The organism is Deltaproteobacteria bacterium HGW-Deltaproteobacteria-4 (assembly GCA_002841765.1).
Taxonomy (GTDB): Bacteria; Desulfobacterota; Desulfuromonadia; order Desulfuromonadales; family UBA2197; genus UBA2197.
The window spans coordinates 94116-116766 of sequence record PHAV01000005.1 but is presented as its reverse complement, the minus strand read 5'-3'; the positions used below and the strand labels follow the sequence as shown (position 1 = coordinate 116766).

The following is a 22651-nucleotide window of genomic DNA, read 5'->3' as shown; positions in this document are numbered from 1 at the left end:
TTTATCGTGCTCCTTTATGCTGGGGAATAATTTTCGTTATGGATTTTCAGCCGAGTCATCAAGGTCTTCCAGTTTTCCCTCGGGCTTCGGCGGTTCGAGATTAAACAGGGTGCGGACAGCATGAACCGAGCTGTCGGTCGAGTCGTCATTCTGCTCCTGCTTGAGGAGGGTGATCGGTGCGTGCAGCAGCTTGTTGATGATCGCCGAGGTCAAAGCCTCAACGGAGCGCCGCTCCTTATCGCCAAGATTCTTCAGGGCGGCACCAAAGGTTTTATCGACCTCGGCGCGACGGATCTCTTCGAAACGACTGCGCAGAGCGACGATCGTCGGCACGACATCGAGGGTCGCCAACCAGCGGGCGAACGATTCAATCTCTTCCTCGATAATCCCTTCCGCCTTCTTCGCCTCTTTATGCCGTTCTTTGAGATTGGCGGCAATAACCCCCTGCAGATCATCGACATCGTAAAGATAAACGTTATCGACATCATTCACCCGCGGATCGATGTCGCGGGGGACAGCGATGTCGATAAAGAACATCGGCTTGTTCTTCCGTTGCTTGATCACCTCTTCGATCTTCTTCGGTCCGAGGATAAAGGTCGAAGCGCCGGTGGAGGTGAGGACTATATCGATCTGATGGAGATGATCGGGGAAGTCTTCGAAGGCGATCGCCCGCCCCTTGAACTCCTCGGCGAGCTTGACCGCCCGTTCGAAGGTGCGGTTAGTGACGTGGACCTGGGATACGCCGTTATTGATGAAGTGGCGAGCAGCGAGTTCGCACATCTCGCCGGCGCCGATCAACAGGACATTCTTCCCCTCTAAGGTGCCGAAGATCTTGCGCGCCAGCTCGACAGCGGCAAAGGCGACCGAGACGGCATTGCCGGCAATCGCCGTCTCGGTCCGTACCCGCTTGGCGACAGAAAAGGCTTTGTGGAGAAAGCGGTTGAGGATCAGACCGGCGGTCTTGAACTCGGCTGCATAACCGTAAGAAGTCTTGATCTGGCCGAGGATCTGCGGCTCGCCGATGACCATCGAATCAAGACTGGAGGCGACACGGAAGACGTGACGGATCGCTTCCTCCCCTTGATATTCGTAAAGGTTTTCGTCGAGACTCCCGGCTTCGAGACTGTGGTAGGAGGTCAAAAAACGCCGCATCTGGCTGATCGCCGCTTCGGGCTCGCGGCTGGTGGCATAAAGTTCTACACGATTACAGGTCGAGACGATAATCGCTTCGCTGATCGCCGGCAGTGCAAGGAGTTCGTGGAGAGGGCGCTCCATCGCCGTCGGCGCGAAAGCGACCCGTTCCCGCACTGCCACCGCGGCCGTTTTATGACTCAATCCAACAACAAGAATATTCATAACGTAGCGATTCCTGATCCCTTAGTCCCCACGAAGTGATTTGAAGGTGTGGGCGCCTTCGAGGAGGAGATTAACTCCCAGAAAGCTGAAAACGAGGGCAACAAAGCCGATAATGGCGAAGATGGCGGCACGGCGGCCGCGCCAGCCGATGGAGAGACGCCCGTGTAGCAGCGCCGCGTACCAGAACCAGGTGATCAGTGCCCAGGTCTCCTTGGGATCCCAGCGCCAGTAGCCGCCCCAGGCGGAATTGGCCCAGACCGCGCCGGAGATAATTCCCAGGGTCATGAGCGGAAAACCGAAACTGAGGCATTTGTAGTTGATGCTGTCGAGGACATCGAGGGAGGGGAGCTTGTAATACAGGGCCGAGAAGCGTTTGCTCTTGAGCATCCGCTCCTGCAGAAGGTACATGATACCGGCGGCAAAGGCGACGCCGAAGACGGCGTGGCCGAGAAAGGCAAAGGTGACGTGCACCGGGAACCACTTGCTCTGCAGCATCGGGTTGGTCTGCTGCGGTTCGACCCCGCCGATGATCACCGCACTGCCGACCAGCATCAGGATCACCGCCAGCGGGCAGAAAAAGGCGCCGAGAACCGCCAGACGATAACGCAGATCGAAAAGGATAAAGGTGCCGACCAGCGCCCAGGCGAAGAAGGAAAGGGATTCATAGAGACTGGCGACCGGTGTGTGCCCGACCTCGATAAAACGAAAAAGGAGGGCCGCACAATGAAAAACAAAACCTCCCCAGAGGATCCAGCGGGCAACGCCGGCGGTTTTGAAGTGGCGGGCGGAAACCTCGACAAGGAAGAGAATGGTGGCGATAAGATAGAGGAGCAGAGTGACATTAAAGAGGAGGATGTTGATGCTCATGTCGTCCCTTTCCCGAAGTGAATACCCAGATCGGCCAGAGTTATCTTTAAGCCGGTCACCTGCGTGAGGAGGCGGTTGATTGTTGTTTCATCCTTGCGAGAAAGGAGACAAGGGAGATCGGCTGCAAAGAGGTCGCTGATAACCGCGCGATTGTATGCGCTTGCTTCCCCGTCTGTCAATCGCTTTTGCCGGAGCGCCGCAGCCACGGCACAGAAAAGTTCCCACTCGGCGCCGAGTTCTGTTGCCAGTTGATCACGCAGTTGGGCGGCAAAGGCCGGACTGCCGCCGCCACTGCTGACCGCGACCAGCAGGTCGCCGCGCGACAAAGTTGCCGGGAGATGAAAATCACTCCCCTCCGGATCGTCGGCGACATTGACCAATACTCCCTTTTGGCGCGCTGCCGCAGCGACTTCGGCGTTGACGAAGCGCTCATTGGTGGCGGCAAAGACAAGAAACGCCCCGCGCAGATCGTCCGGCAAAAAAGAACGACAGGTCAGCTCAATCTCCGGCAGCGCCAGCAATTCCGGGTGGAGGTGCGGCGCAATCACCTGAACCCTGGCGCCAGCGGCCATGAGCCCCGAAACCTTGCGCCGCGCCACCTCGCCACCGCCGATAACAACGCAGCGGCGACCGGTAAGGCGGAGAACAATTGGATAACCGGCGCCCTCAGTGCTCAAAGAGCTCAGCCTCCACCAGTTCACAAAGGAGATGAGCAAAGACCACCGCTGTTTCGACAATCCGTCCCGGGCTCGAACTCTCCAATCGGAAAAAGATCTGTGGCGGCACCTCGCCGGCCAAAGCAATCTTGGCGGGCGCCACGGCTGCTGTCGTCATACCGATACGCTCGGCGGTAAGCAGAGCTTCGTTGAGGGCCGGATCAGGATGGAGGTCGGAAAAGAGCAGAAGGATGTCGTTCTCTGATGCGAGGGGACGGAGTTGCCGGGAAAAGATCTGGCGCGCCAGCCCGTCACGACTGAGCGAATAAAGGAGGGTGGCATCGTGACAAAGGGAGATCACCGGCAGCGCCGGCCGTTCGAAACCGAGGCGGTAAAGGAAGAGATTGGCGGTGAGATCGGCGACAACTGTCATCGGACCGCTGCCGCAGATAAAGAGTCGTCCTTCCCGCTGGAAAGCTTCGCAAAGGCGTCCGGACAAAGCCGTGAGAATGGCTTCCTGCGGTACGACCGCATCACGAATCAGCGCCACATGATCCTGCAGGGCGCGGGCCAGGCGTTCATTCTTCGGCATCTTCAAGGCTCCTCAACGACGGCGGCAAAGTTCCCTTGCCAACTCCGCAGCTTTGATTATACTACTGATTAGCGCTTGTCTTTTACCCCGCTGCCGTGCCAACATAAGTCGGCATTCATTGCAGCCTTATCCCTAATAAAGGAGAGATAAAACCGATGGCAGGAGAAAAAGTTATTCAATTGACCGACGACAGCTTTGATGTCGAAGTTCTGAAATCGACAACCCCGGTCCTCGTCGACTTTTGGGCCACCTGGTGCGCCCCGTGCAAAGCGATCGGCCCCCTCATCGACACCCTAGCGGTGGAGTACGACGGCAAGATCAAGATCGGCAAGGTCAACGTTGACGATAATCCCGCCACCCCCGGCAAATACGGCGTGCGCGGCATCCCCACCCTGATCCTCTTTAAAGACGGCAAGATTGTCGACCAGGTCGTCGGCGCCGTTCCAAAGAATCAGCTCGATGCGCTGATTCGCAAAGCACTGTAAAAAATCACCAGGTCACAAACCAAGGGGAGCCGACCGGCTCCCCTTTTTTTATTCACCAACTACATCTCGATCTGCTTGATAAAGCGGGCACCCACCTCGGTCGCGATCCGCTTGACCGTCGCTTCGTCAAGAGGCGAGTCGATAGAGAAGACCACCATTGCTTCTCCTTCCTCCTTGCGCCGCCCCAGATTCATATTGCCGATATTGATTCCCGATTCGCCGAGGATGGTGCCGATCTTGCCGAGCATCCCCGGCCGATCCTGATAGTGCATGACCAGCATGTGCTCTTCCGGGGTGAAGTCGGTAAGGAAATCGCGGAGTTTAACAATCTTGGCGATCCCCTCGAACATCGTCCCGGAAATCGTCCGCTTCCCTTCCGGCGACTCCATGACCAGGGTAATCAAATTCGAGAACGATTCCGATTCCGTATTCCGCACCTCCTCGACGACAATCCCCATCGTTTCAGCAACAAGGCGGGCATTGACCATGTTGACATCCTGATCGGTGCGGCGATTGAGGAGGGCGGCGAGGCCGCAGACGGTGAGAGGAGCGCAATCGTAGCGGGCAAGCTTGCCGTTATAGATAAAGGTGACTTTACCGGCGTGGGCCGGGGCCAACTGCGCCAGAAAACGACCCATCTGCTGGATGAGATCGAGGAAGGGCTTCATATGTTCGAGGAGATCCGGATCGAAGCGCGGGATATTGACGGCATTCTCCATCGGCCGGCCGTCAAGATAGCTGACGATCTCGCGGCTGACATCGACGGCGACATTCTTCTGGGCCTCAAAGGTATTGGCGCCGAGATGCGGGGTAACGATCATTTTCGGATGGCCGATGAGCTTCTTCAGGGTCTCGGTCGCCGGTGGTTCTTCGCTCCAGACGTCAAAGGCCGAACCGCATATCCTGCCGGATTCGAGGGCCGCCAGCATCGCTTCTTCTTCGATGATCCCGCCGCGGGCGCAGTTGATAATAATAACGCCGTCTTTCATTTTCGGGAAGTGGGAAGCATTGATCATCCCCCGCGTTTCCGCATTGAGCGGCGTATGGACGGTGATAATATCAGCATAGCGGACGATCTCTTCGAGGCTGACGAGTTTGACGCCAAGATCATCGCCACGCTTTTCGGCGATGTAAGGATCGTAAGCGATGACTTCAGCTTCAAAAGCCTTGCAGCGGGTGGCGACGCGGCCGCCGACCTTACCGAGACCGATGATGCCGACAGTCTTCCCCTTGACTTCGGAACCGGTAAAGGGGGCACGCTTCCATTCGCCAGACTTGAGGCTGGTGTTGGCCACCGGCACATTACGGCAAAGGGAGAGAAGGAGGGCCATGGTATGTTCCGCCGCCGAGTTGACATTGCCATAAGGGGCATTGACGACGATGATCCCCTTCTGACTGGCATAATCAACATCGACATTGTCAATACCGACGCCGGCGCGGGCGATGATTTTAAGCTTGCGGCCGTGGTCGATGAGGGCAGGATTAACCAGAGTGCCGCTACGGGTGATCAGGGCTTCGTATCCACCGATGAGCTGATGGAGTTCAGGCACCGGCAGGCCGAGGCGGATATCGATCTCCATGCGGGGATCATCAAGCAGAGGCTGCAGCCCTTCCTGAGAAATTTCGTCAGTAACAAGGATCTTCATCTGGGACCTCGCAAAGATAAAAAGAGAAAATGAACCGGCAGGACCGGCGCCAGAAGGGGGGCAATCTACGCCTTTCGCCCCGCCATGTCAATCTGAATGCTGCCGGAAACGGCGCAACCCGCTAATCTTCCACCAAAAGCCGGCGCAGAACATCGTTGAGCAATCCCTCCTGCGTAAATGAAACGACCTCATCGGCGGTATCGATGCGACTGAGGACCGGCAGTTCAAAAGTCTCGCCATCAGCGCGATGAATCCGCAATAGCAACTTCTGCCGAGGCCCAATCGACACGGCAGGGAGGAGGTCGATCTCTTCGCTGCCATCAAGGCCGAGACTTTTGCGGCTGGCACCGTCAAGAAACTGCAGCGGGAAGATCCCCATCCCGACCAGATTGGAGCGGTGGATCCGTTCAAAACTCTCGGCGAGGATGGCGCGGACCCCGAGGAGCTTGGGCCCCTTGGCTGCCCAGTCGCGACTCGACCCGGATCCGTACTCCTTGCCGGCAACCACCAGCAGCGGTACCTTCTCCAGAGCATAGCGCTCGGCAGCAGCGAAGATGGTCATCATCTCCTGCGACGGTTGATGGCGGGTAAAGCCCCCTTCCCGTTCGCTGATCATCTCGTTATGGAGACGGACATTGGCAAAGGTGCCGCGCATCATTACCTGATGATTGCCGCGCCGCGAGCCGTAAGAATTGAAATCGGCCGGTTTGACCCAGTGCTTCTGCAGATAGACGCCGGCCGGACTGTCGGGACGGATATTCCCGGCCGGGGAGATATGGTCGGTGGTAATCGAGTCGCCAAGAAGAGCAAGGACGCGGGCGCCGGAAAAACCGGCCATCGTCGTCGCCGGTTCGGTCAGAGCGACAAAGGGGGGGAGGCGGATATAGGTGGAGTCGCCATCCCAGGGGAAGAGGGAGCTTGAAGTGACCGGTAGCCCCTGCCACTCGTTATCACCGCTAAAGACCCCGGCATATCCGTCGCTAAACATCTGCGGAGTGATCTTCGCCAACTCGGCGGCCACTTCGCTGCTATCCGGCCAGAGATCACGGAGATAGACGAGGGTCCCGTAGCGGCTCACGCCGAGAGGGTCGCGGCTCAGATCGATGCGGACCGTGCCGGCGAGGGCAAAGGCCACAACCAGCGGCGGAGAAGCGAGCCAGTTAGCCTTTACCTGCGGATGGATGCGTCCCTCAAAGTTGCGATTACCGGAAAGGACAGCACTGACCGTCAGCATCCCTTCCTGTATGGCCTGAGCAATCGGCTCGGCCAGGGGACCAGAGTTGCCAATGCAGGTGGTACAGCCATAACCAACGGTTTGAAACCCGAGAGCATCGAGATCGTCCTGCAAGCCGGATTGTCGCAGGTAAGCGCTCACCACCTTGGAGCCCGGTGCCAGCGAGGTCTTGACCCAGGGTTGGCTTTGCAATCCGAGGGCGCGGGCTTTGCGGGCGAGGAGGCCGGCGGTAAGCATGACTACTGGATTGGAGGTATTGGTGCAGGAAGTGATGGCGGCGATGACGACATCACCCTGCCGCAACGGTTGTTCCTGCCCGGCAACCGCCATCTCTTTTCCCTGCTCATGGAGCGGCAAGGTCGCGTCAAAGGCCGCCGTCAGGGCCGAAAGGGCGACACGATCCTGCGGCCGTTTCGGGCCGGCCAGGGTCGGCGCGACGCTGGCGAGATCGAATTCGAGGGTCGCAGTAAAGCGGGGGGTGACACTGTCCGCATCACGCCACAGCCCCTGCGCCCGGGCGTAAGCTTCAACCAAGGTAATATTTTCTTCATCCCGGCCGGTAAAACGCAGATAATTGAGAGTCACCTGGTCGACGGGGAAATAGCCGCAGGTGGCGCCGTACTCCGGCGCCATATTGCTGATCGTCGCCCGGTCGGCAATCGGCAGATGGTCGAGACCAACGCCGAAAAATTCGACAAACTTGCCGACTACACCAAAATTGCGTAGCAGTTCGGTGATATAAAGGACGAGATCGGTCGCCGTCACCCCCGGTTGTAGGGCACCCGACAACTTGACGCCAACCACTTCCGGCAACAGCATCGACATCGGCCGGCCAAGCATCGCCGCTTCCGCTTCAATCCCCCCCACCCCCCAGGCAAGGACACCGAGGCCGTTGACCATTGGCGTGTGACTGTCAGTACCGACCACCGTATCGGGATAAGCCAGTCGCCGGCCGTCACTGTCGCGGCTCCAGACGACTTTCGCCAGATATTCGAGATTGACCTGATGGCAGATTCCGGTCCCCGGCGGCACAACGCGGACATTAGCAAAGGATTGCTGTGCCCAGCGCAACAGAGTATAGCGCTCGCGGTTGCGCTCCATCTCCACTTGGACATTGATGGCAAAGGCATCGTCGCAGCCGGCCCGCTCCACCGTCACGGAATGATCAATGACCAGATCGACGGGGATGCGCGGATTCACCCGCTGCGCGTCGCCGCCGGCTTTGACCGCCGCTTCGCGCAGTGCCGCGAGATCGACGATCGCCGGCACGCCGGTAAAGTCCTGCATGAGGATGCGCGCCGGCATAAAGGCAATCTCGCGCGCCGAAGTGCGCTGCTCCAGCCAGATCGCAAAGGCGGCAACATCTTCAACCGTGACAGTGCGGCCATCCTCGCAGCGCAACAAATTCTCCAGCAGGATGCGCAGGCTAAGGGGGAGGAGACGAAGATCACCAATCCCGGCGTCTTCGGCGGCGCTGATGCTGAAGTAATCGTACTCATTATTGTGTATGGAGAGGGTGCGGCGGGTACGCAAGGTATCGAGACCGGCAGAGACCACGGAAAACCTCCTGACAGAGAAGAGTGACGGTCATTCTTTACGACGAGAGTTTACCTTTTTTCAGCAAAAACGCACCGAAAAATTTGGCTCAAGCTCTCATCCTTGGCCCGAAGTGTAACAAAGGCGACACCAACCCGCTTCCTGGTGACGGCCTGCGACGATACGGGTCTGGAGTGTCACCAAGGGCAATTACGTGGCGCAGCAGCATCTCAGAGGATTAAGAGGGGGAGGGTCATGCCATGTCGCGTTGCAGAAGGAAACTGGAGTGTTGCAAAGAACGATAACAACACGTAATTGCTTGTTAAACAAAGATAAATCACCGTACAAACTCCCTACTGTTGCATGTTGCACAATACGCGTAACACACAACGCTAATCACCCTGACACTATCTCAAATCCATAACCATCCGTTATTGCTATATTTATATTTTATGCAAGTGGTAAATTTTGTTGGCACTATTCTTGATATATATAAGCATAATGCTTGGCAAATAGACGTGAAAGGGGATCATATCATGAAAGCAAAAAATTCTTATTCGGGATTGGTTGCTACAACGACAGCAAAAGGAAGCATTGTTATTTTCGCCGGGATTGTTGTTTTTATCAGTGGTTTTGTCGCATGGTCAGTTACGGGTTTTGGTAATGCGATAGTTCAGTTCGTCAAGAGCATGTAGATTTTTGCTGCTGAGGGTTTTCCCGATATCTTCTTCTTAGCGGAGGTGTGATATGAAAACTCATAAATATTTTAAAGTATTATTGTGTTCTGAGAATCAAGGTTTGCTCAGCGGGATTCTGATCATTATTGAGTTTTTTGTGATCTGGTCGATTTGCAGCAGTTTGTCTGACGGTTGCCTCTGGGCTGCTGTCAAGGGGGTTTTATGAAAGCTAAAAGTAATTACACTGGACTGGAAAGCATCTCCCTCTCTTTTTCAACGAAAAGTAAAGATTTGATGAAATTACCCGGAGACAATTCAAGAATGGGTATTATCAATGATCTGTTTGATTCGGGAAATCCTGATGAGGCGAGAAGACTTCTACGAAACACTTTGGCAGATATTAGCCAGAATCTCGACAAGATCCTGGCGACTGAGAACAAAAAAGATCATCCAGCCGCTGTTGATAAACTTACTGATACGACTTTTTTAAAGCTAACACTTGAAAATTAGGCCAAAGGACAAAAGTCCGATCATGACCCTGCGGCACAAATATTTATAGTTTATTAATCAAATACTTCCAAGCCAAGGCAAGTTTTCTGCCGAAATAGTTCAGCATTCTGGAGAAGAAAGTTTCCCCTTCGCCGGACATTTTTCTTAAGACAAGATGGAGATTTCTTTTACTTTCAAAATCGTTAGGATTGACAGATAGTGCCAACTTGAGAAGTTCGACCGAAGCGTCATATTTTCCAAGCATGGCAAGAGATATGCCCATCTGCCTCATGGAATCATAATCATTCTCATTTACCTGCAGCGCCTTCTTGAACCACTCGATTGCTTCCATATCTTTTCCCAGCTTAGAATGGGAAATCCCGGTTTGTCGTATAGAGTCATAGTCGGAAGGGTTCATGGTGATGGCCCGGGCAAACCATTCCATGGCTTTTCTCTCTCTGCCTAGATTTGAAAGGGCCAGACCTTTATTTCGGAATGATTCAAAATCGTTAGAGTCGAGCTCAATTGCTTTGTCGAATAACTTGATCGCCTTCCGTTCATGTTTGTTAATAAGATAATAAACCCCTAAATTTTTGACTATATAAGGATCATTCTCTTCGAGCTGGTAGGCTTGCAGTAAATAATCCTTTTGTTTTCTTCGGTCCTTTTCCAGGTAACCCGCCGCTTCCCCTAGAAAAAAAAGATTGTAGACTGTGTCTCCTGCTGAAGCGCTAATAGCTCTTTCCAATAGCACTGCAGCCTCCTCTCTTTTTCCCAAATCAAAGAGAACATCTATTTGTGAACTCAACTGGCGCAAGTCATTTCGAGAAGTTCCCAATGTAAACTCCATTTCCTCAGCATGGTCTTGTTAAAACAGGGCAAGTGAGCCAGAAAAATTTTTGCAACACCCGGGGAGTTAAACTAATCGCTAAAAATCCGTAATGCCGGTGGTTTTAACCCATCGCCACAATGTTGACCGGTTGACACCAAGTTCCTGGGCCGCTCCTGTCCGGTTGCCCTTATGTCGGGAAATGACTTCGCTAAGAACGTTAACGTCTGGAGTTTTACTGGAACGTTGCCGGGGCAGCTTCTCTTTGTCGTTAGCCTTAAGGAGAAAACCTTTTGGCAGAAGATCAATCCCGATCTCGCTTCCCTTGCAGAGAATAACCGCTTGTTCGATCAAATTCAACAATTCCCGAACATTTCCGGGGAAATCATGGGCAAGCAGGATCTTGAGAACTTCGGGTGAAATTCTTAGAACTCTTCTTCCATATGACAAATTGAATTTTTTCAGTGCGATCTCTATCAAAAGGGGGATATCTTCCCTCCGCTCACGGAGCGGTGGGATATTTAACTCTACAATATTTATTCTGAAATAAAGATCTCGACGGAAAGTACCCTCTTCAACCATCTGTGCAAGATTTCTGTGCGTGGCGGTGATGAAACGGACATCCGCCTTCAACGGATTTTTTGCACCCAACGGTTGGTACTCCTTGTTTTCCAGAACTCTCAACAGCTTCACCTGCAACTGCAGCGGCAGATCACCAATTTCGTCGAGGAAAAACGTTCCGCCGTTACACAATTCAAGCCGACCCGGCCTGTTTTCACCCGCGCCGGTATAAGCTCCCTTTCTAACCCCGAATATTTCGGCCTCAAGAAGGGTTTCCGGCAAGGCACCGCAGTTGACAATCACCAGCGGACCGTTTTTACGGGGACTTAAGTCATGGATTGCTCTGGCAAAAAGTTCCTTGCCGGTGCCGCTTTCGCCGTGAAGGAATACGGTTGCCTCGCTCGCAGCGATATCAGCCATGACATCAAATAGGCGCCGCATCGAGTGGTTGCGGCTGATAAGATTTTGAAAAGTGTATTTATCATGCAATTCATTTTTGAGAATGTGGATGAATGAGAGATCCCGGATCGTTTCAACCCCCCCCCGCGGTCTCCCTGAACTGTCCAGCAAAACGGACGCACTCACAGAAATCGGCTTTTTATTATTTTTCCGGTCCGTAATTTCAAATTCCCGATTCACAACCGGCAATCCGGTTTCTACGGCCTCCTTGACAGGGCAGCCATGAGTACAGGCATCCGAGCGAAAGACCTCATAACAATGCCTTCCGATGGCTTCATCATGAGAATAGCCGGTCAACTCTTCAGCAGCCCGATTGAAAGACAATATAATCATTTTGTCATCTACGGTGAAAACGCCATCCGCTACGCTGTCAAGAATTGTAGAAAATTCCTTTAAATTTCGGATAGTTTCAACTCCACCGACGATATTTCCCTCCGAGTCCTGCAGCACCGATGCACTGACTGAGATCGGGGTGCTGGCCCCATGTTTGTCAAGAATATGAACTTCCCTACTTACAACCGACTTATTCTTCTTCAGAGCTTCCTTGAGCGGGCAACTGTCCATACAGACATCCGTACGAAAAATCTCATGGCAGGGCCGGCCGATAGCTTCTTCACGGGAATAACCCGTCATTTCTTCTGCCGCCCGGTTATAGGTCGTTATGATCATATTCTTGTCTACCGTGAAAACGCCGTCAGCAACCGAATCCATGATGTTGCGGTAACTCATCAGGTAGTCTGCTTCTTCTTTCTTAAAGGTCTGCATATTCAGGCTTTCGTGAGGTTATGCTTGAAGAGATTAAATTTCCTTATGGCTATTCACTGGATTTTGAGCATTGACTGAGAAGATTGTTCGTTCGATTCCTGACCAGTCGGATAAACAGAACCCCCATGATGGAAAAGCAGACGCCAACGCAAATCAGGAGATAGCCGACAGTTTTAGCATCTCCCCATCCGAACAGGTCCTGGCCATTCATAAAAACAATAAGAGCGATCCCCCCAAAAATGCCGAAGCCACCAGTGATGTACAAGGCGAAAGCGGTGAGCGAAAGATAAAGATCCGGTATTTTATTTGCCATTGGAGATTTTCCTTTTTGATTCCCTTCATTCTGCGGGGAGAAATTTTTTCGGCTCCTGTTGCAAAAGCTAGATGCAACATAATAGCACCATTGAATCGGCAAGAATATATTTTTCGCTATATTGTTATAGAAAGATCCCTCTCGGGCAGCGGAGCATAACCAGCCAGTTAAGAATGAAAAAAAACGGAGGTGCCAAGGGTTGCACCCCGACACCTCCGCAAAGAACCCGCTACTTATCCAATCAAGCTGCTATTTCGAGAGAAATGCATATAACATGAAAAAAACCAATGTAATACCGGTAAAGACCGCGGCAAAACCGAATCCTTTGAAGAAAAAATCATAGAAAACACCACTCGGTTTTTCCACCGCAAATTGCTCTGTGACACCGAGCGCTTCAAGTCTTTTCCACTGGTCGCCGCGCTCCTCAATGAACTCTTCTTTTGACATCTGTCCGTTAAAAATTACAAAGTCCATGGGAAACTTCTCGGGCCTGCCGTGTGTATTAAAGAAGTGGACCGTAAAAATAAAGCCTGTTGCCAAAAGGGCCTCATCGGAATGGATGATTGTTGCAACATTCAGAGCCCAACCAGGTAAAAACATACCGAAGAACTCGGGGAACCAGAGCATCAACCCAGATCCGCCGATAGCAAACATACCCCAGAAGACTGCGATGAAATCAAACTTTTCCCAGTATGTCCACCGCTCAAAAGTCGGTTTCGCCCCCTTGAAGAAGAACCATTTAACCATGCCGGTAACGTCCTTGATGTCGCGGAAGTTTGGCATGAGAGAATCAGGTCCGAACATTCTTTGCAGGAAATTACCCTTTAGATCCTTGCGCACAAACAGGAAATCGATGCTCATAAACAGCGCGCCAAGGAAATAGTAAAAGGTAAGGATGGCACAGCCGCGGTGAATCAAGCCCGCATAGTGCACCCCGCCAAAAAAGGACATAAACGTTTTTGCCCAGATCTGATCGCTAAACTTGAGTGGCAGTCCCGTCAGCGAGAGCCCCAAAAAGCTTATTATGACCGTTAGATGCAAAAAAATGTGCCTTTTCTGGAAGCGATAATAGAGTTTATTACCGCCGGGGACATGATGGACCCGGCCCTCCATCAGAGCGGTCTGCTTTTCCCTGTTCTCAACAAAACCACGGAACATCCAGAGCAGGGTATGAACCCAGAAAACGGCGAACGTTCCAATCAAAAGCCCGGTCATTGCGATGAATGTATAATAAAGGATCGGATAATTCTCACGGTCTGAATGGCTGCCATGAGAATAATACTTGGTAAAGAGAGTTGTCGCCTTTTCATGGCAGGCTGCACAGGTATTCACAAGGTTCTTACTGTTAACCGATGAAGCGACGTCATCTTTTGCTAATATGTTATGCGCAGTATGGCAATCGGTGCATCCAGCTGTCCGTTCGGGGAAGCCGAGTCGATATCCCTTGCCATGATAGCTTTCAAGATAGGTCTCAACGGCGGCATGGTTGACATGGTTTCTTTCCATCATTTCTTCATCAGCGTGGCATTTTATGCAGGCAGACGTGTGAAACATGCGCCCTTCATTGGTTTCAGATCCCAGTACCTTCTTTATCTGATGCAGACCGTGGCAGTCGCTGCAATCTGCAGCATCCTTGTTGCCGGCAGAAGCTGCCTTGCCATGGACTGAATTGACAAATTCTTCATATTCGGAGTGACATTCGATGCACTTCTGAATTACCAGCTGCTTGTCTTTTGTCCCGCTGGCAAGTGAGTGGATCGGTGAATGGCAGGTAGTACAGGTGATCCCTTGCTCCACATGAATACTGTCGGCATGCTCAGCAAACTCCTTCTTGTGACAGCGAGAGCAATCAACCTCCTCAAGCTTTACACTGCCGCTCATATGCTTGCGGAGATCTGTCCCCTCCAGATGGCAACTTGTGCAACCATTTTTTCCATGCGGTGAAGCCCCGAAATCAGCCGCCGAGAGTTTATCGCTATGACAGCCGAGGCAATCCATTGGATCAACAGCCAATCCCTTTTCTGCAAAGCTCGAAACCGGGCTGAACATAAAAATGAATACCAAAAGCAAAAAACCAAGATTAAACCTGCGCATTGTCATCTCCTGTTTCTGTATTGTTTAAATCACCCTGTAGCATACTAATGAGATAGGACAGACTGGAATCTTTGTTGCTGTTGTGGTTAAAACGAAATTCCATTTCCCGCATAAACAAATAAAAGTTTTTTTTAAAACCGCCGTGATACTTAAGCAGACCTTTTTTTGCAAAAACCCAAAAAGCGTTGTAGGTATCACCAGATTTTTTTTCGTCAGTGCGAATAAAGTGAATGCGGTCAAGATCAAGAGAGTCAAATGCTTTATCATCCCTTGCATAGACCCAACCCAAAATGGTTTGTTTTGCCGTGAAATCTTTATTCAAAGAAGGCTGGGTGAAGAGAAGAGAAACTCCCTCTTCTCTTTTAGCTAGACAGAAAAGGGGTTTCTTCTCTGCTCCCAACTCTGCGCCGGCAGCGTCATTGTAAAAAAATTCCGGGTCGATTGTTGCCGCACCGAAATGAAGAATGGCAAGCTCCTTGTTTTCTTCAGAAATAGTTCGTCGTAAAAGATCATAATATTTTTGTATTGTCTTACTGTTAACACCCATTTCAGCTGCCGCAGCTATGGCTGGAACCATCTGGAAAAAACTTAGTGCAATGCGCTCCAGGGTCGTCCGGGACAACTTGCTTCTATGTCTGCAAGTATATTTCTTGCGACAAATCACACATTGCAGACGACTGTCTTTAAGTGTGTAGTGCTGCAAGCTTCCACAATCAGGACAAATTATTTCATGTCTAACCATACTCAAAGCTCAGCTTGGTCCGTTTATCTGGTGTATCATATGAATGGGCGCAAAAAGACAGGGAGAAAAACTCCCCCTGTCTTTGCTGATAGCCGGGTTACGATAAGAGCCTGAGGCCAATGTGACTTAAGGCGGGCCATGCAATTGAAAGACTTGCCACTCCGGCAAAAAAACCTGCTACGGAGAGAACTTTGCCAATGTATGCCCTGTCATCAAGATCTGAATAATTACTTTTCGCTTTCATTGTTTTTCTCCTTATCAGCTGTTCTTATTGTAAATTTTTTAATTCAACAGACTAACAACAGCACCGCCAAGACAGGTGACTGACCACACGAAAAAAACTCCGACAAAGATTGTTACAGCAGCAATTCCACCCATCGTTGCTTTCGCTACGGCTTCATCCACCAGACTTGAGTGATTACTTTTCGCTTTCATTGTGAACCTCCCTTTTTTGTTGTTTCTTGCGAGAAAAGATTAGCTACATGAACTTCCAGCTACCGCGAAACATTGTTAGCTGTAATCGCTTAGCTCAGCAGACTGACAACAGCACCGCCAAGACAGGTGACTGACCACACGAAAAAAACTCCTACAAAGATTGTTACAGCAGCAATTCCACCCATTGTTGCTTTTGCTACGGCTTCATCCACCAGACTTGAGTGATTACTTTTCGCTTTCATTGTGAACCTCCCTTTTTTGTTATCAATTTGACTTGTTAAACCAGCAGACTTTTCATTAATCTTAACGCATTGTTATCCGCACCACTTCTTATCTCTATGCCAAGGTCAAGGATGGCATTCTTAAGGCTGACATCCGGATCTTCTCTGCAAACAAGATTTTTTATACGATTGCTTTTCAGCCATTCAGGTAAAGTCGATTCAGTTTTATTGTCCCAGACACAAAGCCTGACATCTAAATCTTTATCTTTTACCGTGCCGTCTTCCACAATGAAGTAAATTCGTTCGTAACCTACTTTCGAACGATATAAACTTCCATAGTAGGGGACTGCAACTTTTCCGGAACCCATTTGAATCCTCCATTTATTTATTGTTCTTGCCATCCTACTAATCCAACAAGCGTGCCACTTTTTTGCTGCCACTCTAAATAAGAAAAAACTTAGCAATAACAGCTATTTAGTTAAAGCTATAAAATCATGATTGCGGTTGACCATTGACGATGTCTCAAATGCAACAACACCACCACCGGCCCAACGAAATTGACAACTTACTGAAATAATTAATAAAAAAGTGTTGCACTCCAACAAATGCAACACCAATACGACAAATACAACAGACAATGGAGCATTCGATGTTTTTTACTTAAAGGATGGATCAGAGGAAGGGGAAGCAAAGGAGGAGGGTAAAGCAGAGGGGTACAGAACGAAGGAAAGACAGGGGGAACTCAATCCCCCTTCATGACCTCGCGCAACACGCTGGTGGCATAACTCCCTTTCGGCAGACTGAAAGATAACAGCAACCCTTCCGCATCAGCGCTGACGGAGAACTCCCCGAGCGGCACGCGCAGGGGGCGGCGCTCCCCTTCCATGTCGAGGCCGCTGCCGAGGCGGAACATCTCGAGAGTCAGCTTCTCCTTGTCGAGGAGGGCCTCTTCGAGCATCCCGGCCATGCCGGTAGCGAGGGGAACTTTACGACCAAAGAGGGGGCCGGTCGGGCTAATCTCGAAAGCATCGGCGCGGGGCTGTTCGATGGCGGGATCTTCGACCTTGAAGACGGCGCCGTTGATGTGCTTGCAGGCGAGATCACCGGCCCAAAGGGTGCCGAGGGTGGCAAGACGCATCGTGACGATACGATCGAAGAGAGAAGACTGATAGGCGGAGAGGAAAAGGCGCAACAGCGGGCGCGGCAGGCCAAGAAGGGCCTGCTGCGGAGTCGCCCCCTGCGCCAGGGAGCGCAGCACTTGCCGCTCGTTGCGGCAGCGCTGCGGCATCAGTTCGAAAGCGGCTACTGCCCCGCTTTCCGCATAAGCGATGGCGGCGGCCTGCCAGGCGGGATCAAGAATCACACCCGGCTCGCCGATCAGCTCGCGGCAACCCTCGCTATAGTCGCCGGTCAGGATCGCCCGACCGATGCGATGCGAGTTGCCGAGACTGCCGTAACGCTGGGCACCAAAGGAGTTCGGCACACCGAGATCCTGCAGAACATGGAGAATATCAAGAGCGCGCTCGACAGCGCCGGGGAGAACATCGCGCACACGGATGACAAAACGGTTGCCGGCAAGATGGCCGAGGCGCAGTTTGTTGCGATGGGGGATGGCGGCAAGGATGCGAACGCCGGGAAGCTGCAGAGCCAAAGCCGCCTCGGCCTTGACGCCGGTGAGGGAGAGGGTCTGGACGGTGACAGCGCGGGCATCCTTGAGGCCGGCATAACCGATCTCGCGGGGCGGAAGCTTGAGGGCCGAGCTGAGCTTCTGCACGAGATCGCTGGTCGTTATTCCGGTCTTCTCGATCGTCACGTAGAGGTGCTCACCACTGCCGGTCGGGAGGTAGAGGGGAATCTCTTCGACCCGGAAATCGCCGGGGGTCTCTTTCAGGGTGCCGCCGGTACCGGGGAGGAGGGCGGTCAGATAGTTGCTCATTTACCGATCGTTTCCCGGCGCACACGAAAACCGGCGCGCACCGCACTGGGCCGCGCTTGCGGCGGTTCGGCTTCATTGTTTTGCCGGCGCAGTCGCACAAAGTGGATCGGCTGACCGAGTTCAAGAAAACGCCGCATATATTTAGAGATCGGGTAGTCGGGTTGAAGTTCGGTACAGTACGGCTCCGGGGTCAGGCGGATAAAGCCGCACTGTGCAACAATCAGAGCCGAGACCTCTTCGGCGTAGTCGGCAACGTCCGAGGCAAAGAAGAGTTCGCCCCCCGGTTTAAGAGCAAAGCGAACGACCTCGAGAAAATCGGCATTGACCAGGCGTCGTTCGCGATGGCGTTTCTTCGGCCAGGGGTCGGGACAATTAATATAGATGGCGGACAAAGACCAGGGGTCGAGATAGCGGGCGATGAGGTGGCGCGCTTCGATGCGCATGACCCGGGCATTATCGAGGCCGGCCGCATCGATCTTGCGGCAGGTCTTGAGACAGCCCTGATTGTAAATGTCGATGGCGAGAAAGTTGACGTCGGGACGACTGGTCGCAAGGGGGAAGATGAAGTCGCCGATGCCGCAACCGATTTCGAGAACCAGAGGTTGTTCAGGCCGGGAAAAGACCGCTTGCGGCCGGAAGCTCAGATCCTGTTGCGGATCAGGGATAAAGCTCGGGGAGGTGTTGGGGACAACGCGCTGGGTCATGAAAAGGGAAAAACTCCTGATGTGGAAAAAATGGGAGCGGCCGAAAGACCGCTCCCATAAAAAAATTCGGGCAGAACTAACGCTACTGAGCCGGAGTCTCTGCTGCCTTCATCTTTACGCAGCAGGGTTTATTGCACCCGGCCTTGATACAATTCTCCTGTTGCTGACAGGGCGTTTGTCCCGCTGCCATCGCGCAGGGCGTGCCGCAACGGCGTGAGCCATGATGAAAAAAGCCGCAGCCGGAAACGGTCATGGTACCAAGCATGAGCAGAGCGAGAAGGGTAATGCTTTTTGCTTTCATCTTTTTTCTCCTTATCTTCCGGGTGAAATTTTTCCACAGATTAGCGGAATGGCACGGTGATGTCAAACCTTCACCGGACGATTTGACCTGGCTCAAGGCGCTTGAGTCCAGGGCATGCGAAAGTGACAGAAAAACCAGCCGGGAGCCTTTATGACAACGAGCGAAACGATTGTGATCGGACTGATCTGGGCACTGTTGCTCCCCGGACTCTTCTTTATGCTGCGTCGGGCATGGCGGCAACGCCAGGCTCGGCGGCAGAGAGCGGAAAAGGATTGAATTTTCCACTCACTCTGTTTAATCTGTTTCTCTTGCCAGACCCAGACAAGACGATCCCCCCACGGATCGAAGGAACAGAAAGAGAGACGCCATCTATTATGCTGATCGTTATGCACCACAGCGCCACAGACGCCCAAATCGACGCCGTGCATCACGCCGTCGAGGCGATGAAGCTGCAGCCGGTCTCTATCCCCGGCAGCCAGCGGACCGCCATCGGCGTCCTCGGCAACCAGGGCTATGTTGACGATTCAGCCATTCTCGAACTCCCGGGCGTGCGCGAAGTCATCCACGTCAGCAAACCCTATAAACTTGTGTCCCGCGACTTCCACCCCGAGAGCACCATCGTCGATGTCAAGGGCGTCCGCTTCGGCGACGGCTGTCCGCCGGTGGTGATTGCCGGCCCCTGCTCCATCGAGAGCGAAGCGCAGATGCTCGAAGCCGCCCATCTCGTCAAAGCGCACGGCGCCGGTATGCTGCGCGGCGGCGCGTTCAAACCGCGCACCGGGCCGCACTCCTTTCAGGGTCTGGGGCGCGATGGCCTCAAACTGCTGCGGCAGGCCGGCGATGCTGCCGGTTTGCCGGTGATCACCGAAGTCATGCGCATCGACCAGCTCGACGATGTCTGCCGTTATGCCGATGTCCTGCAGATCGGCGCCCGCAACATGCAGAACTTTGATCTCCTCAAGGAAGCCGGCCGCCGCTCCCATCCGGTACTGCTCAAGCGCGGCATGTCGGCGACGATCGAAGAGTTCCTTTCTGCCGCTGAATATCTCCTTTCCGAAGGGAATTCCCAGGTCATCCTCTGCGAACGCGGCATCCGCACCTTTGAAAAAGCGACGCGTAACACCCTTGATGTCTCGATCGTACCGCTGATTCGCAGCATCAGCCACCTGCCGATTATTGTCGATCCCAGCCATGCCACCGGCAAACGCTCCCTGGTGGCGCCGATGGCCAAGGCGGCCCTGGTGGTCGGCGCGCACGGCGTCATGATCGAAGTCCATCCCGATCCGGACAAAGCTCTCTGCGACGGCGCCCAGAGCCTTGACGGCCCGGCCTTTGAGGTGTTGATGGCTGAGATCAAAGGGTTGATTACCTATCTCGGCTATTGATTCCACCAATTCTTGCTCTATACCCAGGGGTACGGTCCGCCGTGCCCCTTCTCTTTTGAAAGAACTATGACCGAACCGACCGTCCTTATTGCCAGCGTTGCTGTCGCAGCGCCCCTCCCCCACCCGCTCAGCTACCTGGTGCCGCCGCACCTGCAGAAGCGGGTACACGCCGGGAGTCGGGTCATTGTCCCCCTCGGGCGGCGACAGGCGGCGGGGTGCGTTTTGTCGGTAACGAACGGCGACGGCAGCGGTCTGAAAGCGTTGGTCGATGCCCCAGATGACGACGCCCTCTTTCCGGCAACGATGCTCCCCTTTCTGTTGCGGGCGGCGGAGTATTATCGTTACCCCCCCGGCGAAGCGATCCGCTCCGTCCTCCCCGCCGGCCTCGGCACCCAGACGGTGCGGGTGACACCGCGCACCGAGCGGGTCTTCACCGCCATATTCCGCGACGATCTGCCGCGCGGCGCCCAACAGTTGGCGGTCGTCACTCTGCTGCGTCAAAAGGGTCCCTTGTCTGCCACCGAGCTACGCAAGGAGATGGCCGTTGGCAGCGATGTGCTGCGCCGGCTCCTTGATCATGGCTGGCTGGAGGAAGAGCGCCAGGTGCGGCGGCGCGATCCCTTTCTTGACATCCCTGCACCGACTGATAGCGCGCCGACCCTGAACGCTGAACAGGAACAGGCCCGCCTTGCCCTGCACACCGCCCTGCACAGCGGCGCCTTTGCCCCCTTTTTGCTGCACGGCGTCACCGGCAGCGGCAAGACCGAGGTTTACCTCCATGCCATCGCCGACGCTCTCGCTCTCGGCAAGCAGGCGCTGATCCTCGTCCCGGAGATCGCTCTGACTCCGCAGCTCACCGCCCGCTTTCGCGCCCGCTTCGGAGCATCGACTGCTATTGCCGTCCTCCATTCCGGCCTCTCCGACGGCGAACGTTTTGATGCCTGGCGGATGATCGGGCGCGGCGAAGCGCAGATCGTTATCGGCGCCCGCTCAGCGATCTTTGCGCCCCTCACCTGTCCCGGCGTCATCGTTGTCGATGAAGAACACGATTCGAGCTACAAACAGGGGGAAGGTTTTCGCTACAACGCCCGGGATCTCGCCCTGTTACGAGGCCAGATGGACCAGGCGACGGTGATCCTCGGCAGCGCCACTCCGGCGGTGACGACCTTTCATCGCGCCCAGAGCGGTCTTTACGGCTATCTTCCTCTCACCGGCCGCGCCATCGGTCAGCCAATGCCGACCGTCGAGATCGTCGATCTCCGGCAGCAACCGAAAGGGACAACGATCATCGCGCCGCCGCTACAGGCCGCGATTGGCTTTGAGCTGGCAGCAGGGGGGCAGATCCTCCTCCTCCTCAATCGCCGCGGCTTTGCGCCGGCGATCCTGTGCCGCGATTGCGGCAGCGGTTTCCACTGCCCGAACTGCGACATTGCCCTCACCTTCCATTCCCGCCGCCGCCGCCTCCTTTGTCACTATTGCGACTACAGCATAACTATCCCTTCCCTTTGCCCAACCTGTAACAGCCTCAATCTCGAAGCAGTCGGCGCCGGCACCGAACGCCTCGAAGAGGACCTCAGAGCCGCCTTTCCGGAAGCGCGCATCGACCGTATGGATCGCGACACCACCGGCGGCAAAGGGGCGCATCGCCAGATCGTCGACGCCATGCTGGCACGACAGACCGATATCCTCGTCGGCACCCAGATGATTGCCAAGGGGCATGACTTCCCCGGCGTCACCCTGGTCGGCGTCATCAACGCCGATCTTGCCCTCAACCTTCCCGACTTCCGGGCCGCGGAGCGCGCCTTCACCCTTCTTTCCCAGGTAGCCGGGCGGGCCGGACGCGGCGATCAACCCGGCCGGGTGCTGATTCAAACCTACGCACCGGAGCACTATGCTGTCACCTGCGCCCTGCAGCATGACTACCAGACCTTCTACACGCAGGAGATCACCTTCCGCCAGGAACTCGGCTACCCCCCCTTCGGGCATTTAATCAATCTGGTGATGAGTGGCAACGATGGCGCCCTCGTTGCCGAAGGTACGGAGAAGCTCGCTGCCGCTCTGCGGGGAAGCGCCCGCAACCTCGAAGTGCTCGGTCCCGCCCCCTGCCCCCTCGCCCGCCTGCGCGGCAAGCATCGTTTTCAGCTCCTGCTCAAGAGCCAGGAGCGGGCCCCCCTGCGCCGGCTTCTCGGGCAGATCGATCTCCTCCGCCGCAAAGTCACCGCCGGACTCACCCTGAGCGTCGATATCGATCCCCTGGATATGCTCTAAAGCACTCAAATCTGAACTCATCTGTGCTTTTTTTTACACAGTTCCACCCATCCCTCTTCCCTCTCTGCCGCTTTATTGCCAGTTAAATAATCACAATAGA

At 54.0% G+C, this 22651-nt stretch carries 19 protein-coding genes; 4 read left to right on the top strand and 15 right to left on the bottom strand.

All coding sequences use genetic code 11. The features are described from left to right. Positions 1-36 precede the first annotated feature (36 nt). Genes CVU69_04685 through CVU69_04670 form a run of 4 tightly spaced genes read right to left on the bottom strand, consistent with a single transcriptional unit; the run spans position 37 to position 3471 of the window. Positions 37-1356: a glutamyl-tRNA reductase gene (locus CVU69_04685; GenBank protein PKN13000.1), complete on the bottom strand. Its 1320-nt coding sequence runs from the start codon at positions 1354-1356 to the stop codon at positions 37-39. 21 nt (positions 1357-1377) lie between these two features. Next, positions 1378-2223: a c-type cytochrome biogenesis protein CcsB gene (gene ccsB / locus CVU69_04680; protein ID PKN12999.1), complete on the bottom strand. Its 846-nt coding sequence runs from the start codon at positions 2221-2223 to the stop codon at positions 1378-1380. Next, positions 2220-3026, bottom strand: a complete 807-nt coding sequence (locus CVU69_04675) for a siroheme synthase (protein ID PKN12998.1) — start codon at positions 3024-3026, stop codon at positions 2220-2222. Before CVU69_04675 ends, ccsB begins: the two co-directional genes overlap by 4 nt. Continuing rightward, positions 2890-3471, bottom strand: coding sequence for a hypothetical protein (locus CVU69_04670; protein ID PKN12997.1), 582 nt, complete (start codon positions 3469-3471; stop codon positions 2890-2892). Before CVU69_04670 ends, CVU69_04675 begins: the two co-directional genes overlap by 137 nt. Positions 3472-3626: 155 nt before the next feature. Between CVU69_04670 and trxA the strand changes: the two genes are divergently transcribed. Beyond that, the gene (gene trxA, locus CVU69_04665) at positions 3627-3956 is read left to right on the top strand and encodes a thioredoxin (GenBank protein ID PKN12996.1); all 330 of its coding nucleotides are present in this window, start codon (positions 3627-3629) and stop codon (positions 3954-3956) included. Positions 3957-4015: 59 nt separating this feature from the next. Here trxA and CVU69_04660 read toward each other — a convergent pair whose 3' ends face one another. Next, positions 4016-5602, bottom strand: coding sequence for a phosphoglycerate dehydrogenase (locus CVU69_04660; GenBank protein PKN12995.1), 1587 nt, complete (start codon positions 5600-5602; stop codon positions 4016-4018). Between the two features lie 121 nt (positions 5603-5723). Next, positions 5724-8393 carry an aconitate hydratase AcnA gene (gene acnA / locus CVU69_04655; protein ID PKN12994.1) on the bottom strand — a complete coding sequence of 890 codons (2670 nt, stop codon included), beginning with the start codon at positions 8391-8393 and terminating at the stop codon, positions 5724-5726. Between the two features lie 878 nt (positions 8394-9271). Here acnA and CVU69_04650 point away from each other — a divergent pair. Continuing rightward, the gene (locus CVU69_04650) at positions 9272-9559 is read left to right on the top strand and encodes a hypothetical protein (protein ID PKN12993.1); all 288 of its coding nucleotides are present in this window, start codon (positions 9272-9274) and stop codon (positions 9557-9559) included. 43 nt (positions 9560-9602) lie between these two features. On the opposite strand, the gene CVU69_04645 is transcribed toward CVU69_04650, so the two are convergent. The 9 genes from CVU69_04645 to CVU69_04605 form a co-directional block, all read right to left on the bottom strand. Next, positions 9603-10388 (bottom strand): hypothetical protein, encoded by a 786-nt coding sequence (locus tag CVU69_04645; GenBank protein PKN12992.1) that lies wholly within the window; start codon positions 10386-10388, stop codon positions 9603-9605. Positions 10389-10466: 78 nt separating this feature from the next. Further along, a complete protein-coding gene (locus CVU69_04640; protein PKN13047.1) occupies positions 10467-12116 on the bottom strand; it encodes a Fis family transcriptional regulator in 1650 nt (549 codons plus the stop codon). An 85-nt stretch (positions 12117-12201) separates the two neighbouring features. Beyond that, positions 12202-12465, bottom strand: a complete 264-nt coding sequence (locus tag CVU69_04635) for a hypothetical protein (GenBank protein ID PKN12991.1) — start codon at positions 12463-12465, stop codon at positions 12202-12204. A gap of 249 nt (positions 12466-12714) precedes the next feature. Further along, positions 12715-14559 (bottom strand): cytochrome C, encoded by a 1845-nt coding sequence (locus CVU69_04630; protein PKN12990.1) that lies wholly within the window; start codon positions 14557-14559, stop codon positions 12715-12717. Continuing rightward, positions 14546-15136, bottom strand: coding sequence for a hypothetical protein (locus CVU69_04625; protein PKN12989.1), 591 nt, complete (start codon positions 15134-15136; stop codon positions 14546-14548). Before CVU69_04625 ends, CVU69_04630 begins: the two co-directional genes overlap by 14 nt. Before the next feature lie 877 nt (positions 15137-16013). Further along, positions 16014-16325, bottom strand: coding sequence for a hypothetical protein (locus CVU69_04620; GenBank protein ID PKN12988.1), 312 nt, complete (start codon positions 16323-16325; stop codon positions 16014-16016). Positions 16326-16699: 374 nt separating this feature from the next. Continuing rightward, positions 16700-17893, bottom strand: a complete 1194-nt coding sequence (locus CVU69_04615) for a tRNA pseudouridine(13) synthase TruD (protein PKN12987.1) — start codon at positions 17891-17893, stop codon at positions 16700-16702. Next, positions 17890-18597 (bottom strand): tRNA (guanosine(46)-N7)-methyltransferase TrmB, encoded by a 708-nt coding sequence (gene trmB, locus CVU69_04610; protein ID PKN12986.1) that lies wholly within the window; start codon positions 18595-18597, stop codon positions 17890-17892. The genes CVU69_04615 and trmB overlap by 4 nt, the downstream gene beginning before the upstream one ends. An 82-nt stretch (positions 18598-18679) precedes the next feature. Next, complete coding sequence (locus tag CVU69_04605) at positions 18680-18898, bottom strand: hypothetical protein (protein PKN12985.1); 219 nt, start codon at positions 18896-18898, stop codon at positions 18680-18682. 374 nt (positions 18899-19272) lie between these two features. Here CVU69_04605 and aroF point away from each other — a divergent pair, with 374 nt between their 5' ends. Then, the gene (gene aroF / locus CVU69_04600; GenBank protein ID PKN12984.1) at positions 19273-20283 is read left to right on the top strand and encodes a 3-deoxy-7-phosphoheptulonate synthase; all 1011 of its coding nucleotides are present in this window, start codon (positions 19273-19275) and stop codon (positions 20281-20283) included. A 66-nt stretch (positions 20284-20349) separates the two neighbouring features. Continuing rightward, positions 20350-22551 (top strand): primosomal protein N', encoded by a 2202-nt coding sequence (priA, locus tag CVU69_04595; protein ID PKN12983.1) that lies wholly within the window; start codon positions 20350-20352, stop codon positions 22549-22551. The last annotated feature ends 100 nt before the right edge of the window (positions 22552-22651 follow it).

What these genes read in the sequence shown, in the direction of transcription:
- CVU69_04630 (PKN12990.1), bottom strand. Translation starts at nt 14,559, where the DNA reads ATGCGCAGGTTTAATCTTGGTTTTTTGCTTTTGGTATTCATTTTTATG.
- CVU69_04605 (PKN12985.1), bottom strand. Translation starts at nt 18,898, where the DNA reads ATGAAAGCAAAAAGCATTACCCTTCTCGCTCTGCTCATGCTTGGTACC.
- trmB (PKN12986.1), bottom strand. Translation starts at nt 18,597, where the DNA reads ATGACCCAGCGCGTTGTCCCCAACACCTCCCCGAGCTTTATCCCTGAT.
- CVU69_04650 (PKN12993.1), top strand. Translation starts at nt 9,272, where the DNA reads ATGAAAGCTAAAAGTAATTACACTGGACTGGAAAGCATCTCCCTCTCT.
- CVU69_04685 (PKN13000.1), bottom strand. Translation starts at nt 1,356, where the DNA reads ATGAATATTCTTGTTGTTGGATTGAGTCATAAAACGGCCGCGGTGGCA.
- trxA (PKN12996.1), top strand. Translation starts at nt 3,627, where the DNA reads ATGGCAGGAGAAAAAGTTATTCAATTGACCGACGACAGCTTTGATGTC.
- CVU69_04620 (PKN12988.1), bottom strand. Translation starts at nt 16,325, where the DNA reads ATGGGTTCCGGAAAAGTTGCAGTCCCCTACTATGGAAGTTTATATCGT.
- CVU69_04645 (PKN12992.1), bottom strand. Translation starts at nt 10,388, where the DNA reads ATGGAGTTTACATTGGGAACTTCTCGAAATGACTTGCGCCAGTTGAGT.
- priA (PKN12983.1), top strand. Translation starts at nt 20,350, where the DNA reads ATGACCGAACCGACCGTCCTTATTGCCAGCGTTGCTGTCGCAGCGCCC.
- CVU69_04640 (PKN13047.1), bottom strand. Translation starts at nt 12,116, where the DNA reads ATGAGTTACCGCAACATCATGGATTCGGTTGCTGACGGCGTTTTCACG.
- ccsB (PKN12999.1), bottom strand. Translation starts at nt 2,223, where the DNA reads ATGAGCATCAACATCCTCCTCTTTAATGTCACTCTGCTCCTCTATCTT.
- CVU69_04660 (PKN12995.1), bottom strand. Translation starts at nt 5,602, where the DNA reads ATGAAGATCCTTGTTACTGACGAAATTTCTCAGGAAGGGCTGCAGCCT.
- CVU69_04635 (PKN12991.1), bottom strand. Translation starts at nt 12,465, where the DNA reads ATGGCAAATAAAATACCGGATCTTTATCTTTCGCTCACCGCTTTCGCC.
- CVU69_04615 (PKN12987.1), bottom strand. Translation starts at nt 17,893, where the DNA reads ATGAGCAACTATCTGACCGCCCTCCTCCCCGGTACCGGCGGCACCCTG.
- CVU69_04625 (PKN12989.1), bottom strand. Translation starts at nt 15,136, where the DNA reads ATGGTTCCAGCCATAGCTGCGGCAGCTGAAATGGGTGTTAACAGTAAG.
- CVU69_04670 (PKN12997.1), bottom strand. Translation starts at nt 3,471, where the DNA reads ATGCCGAAGAATGAACGCCTGGCCCGCGCCCTGCAGGATCATGTGGCG.
- aroF (PKN12984.1), top strand. Translation starts at nt 19,273, where the DNA reads ATGCTGATCGTTATGCACCACAGCGCCACAGACGCCCAAATCGACGCC.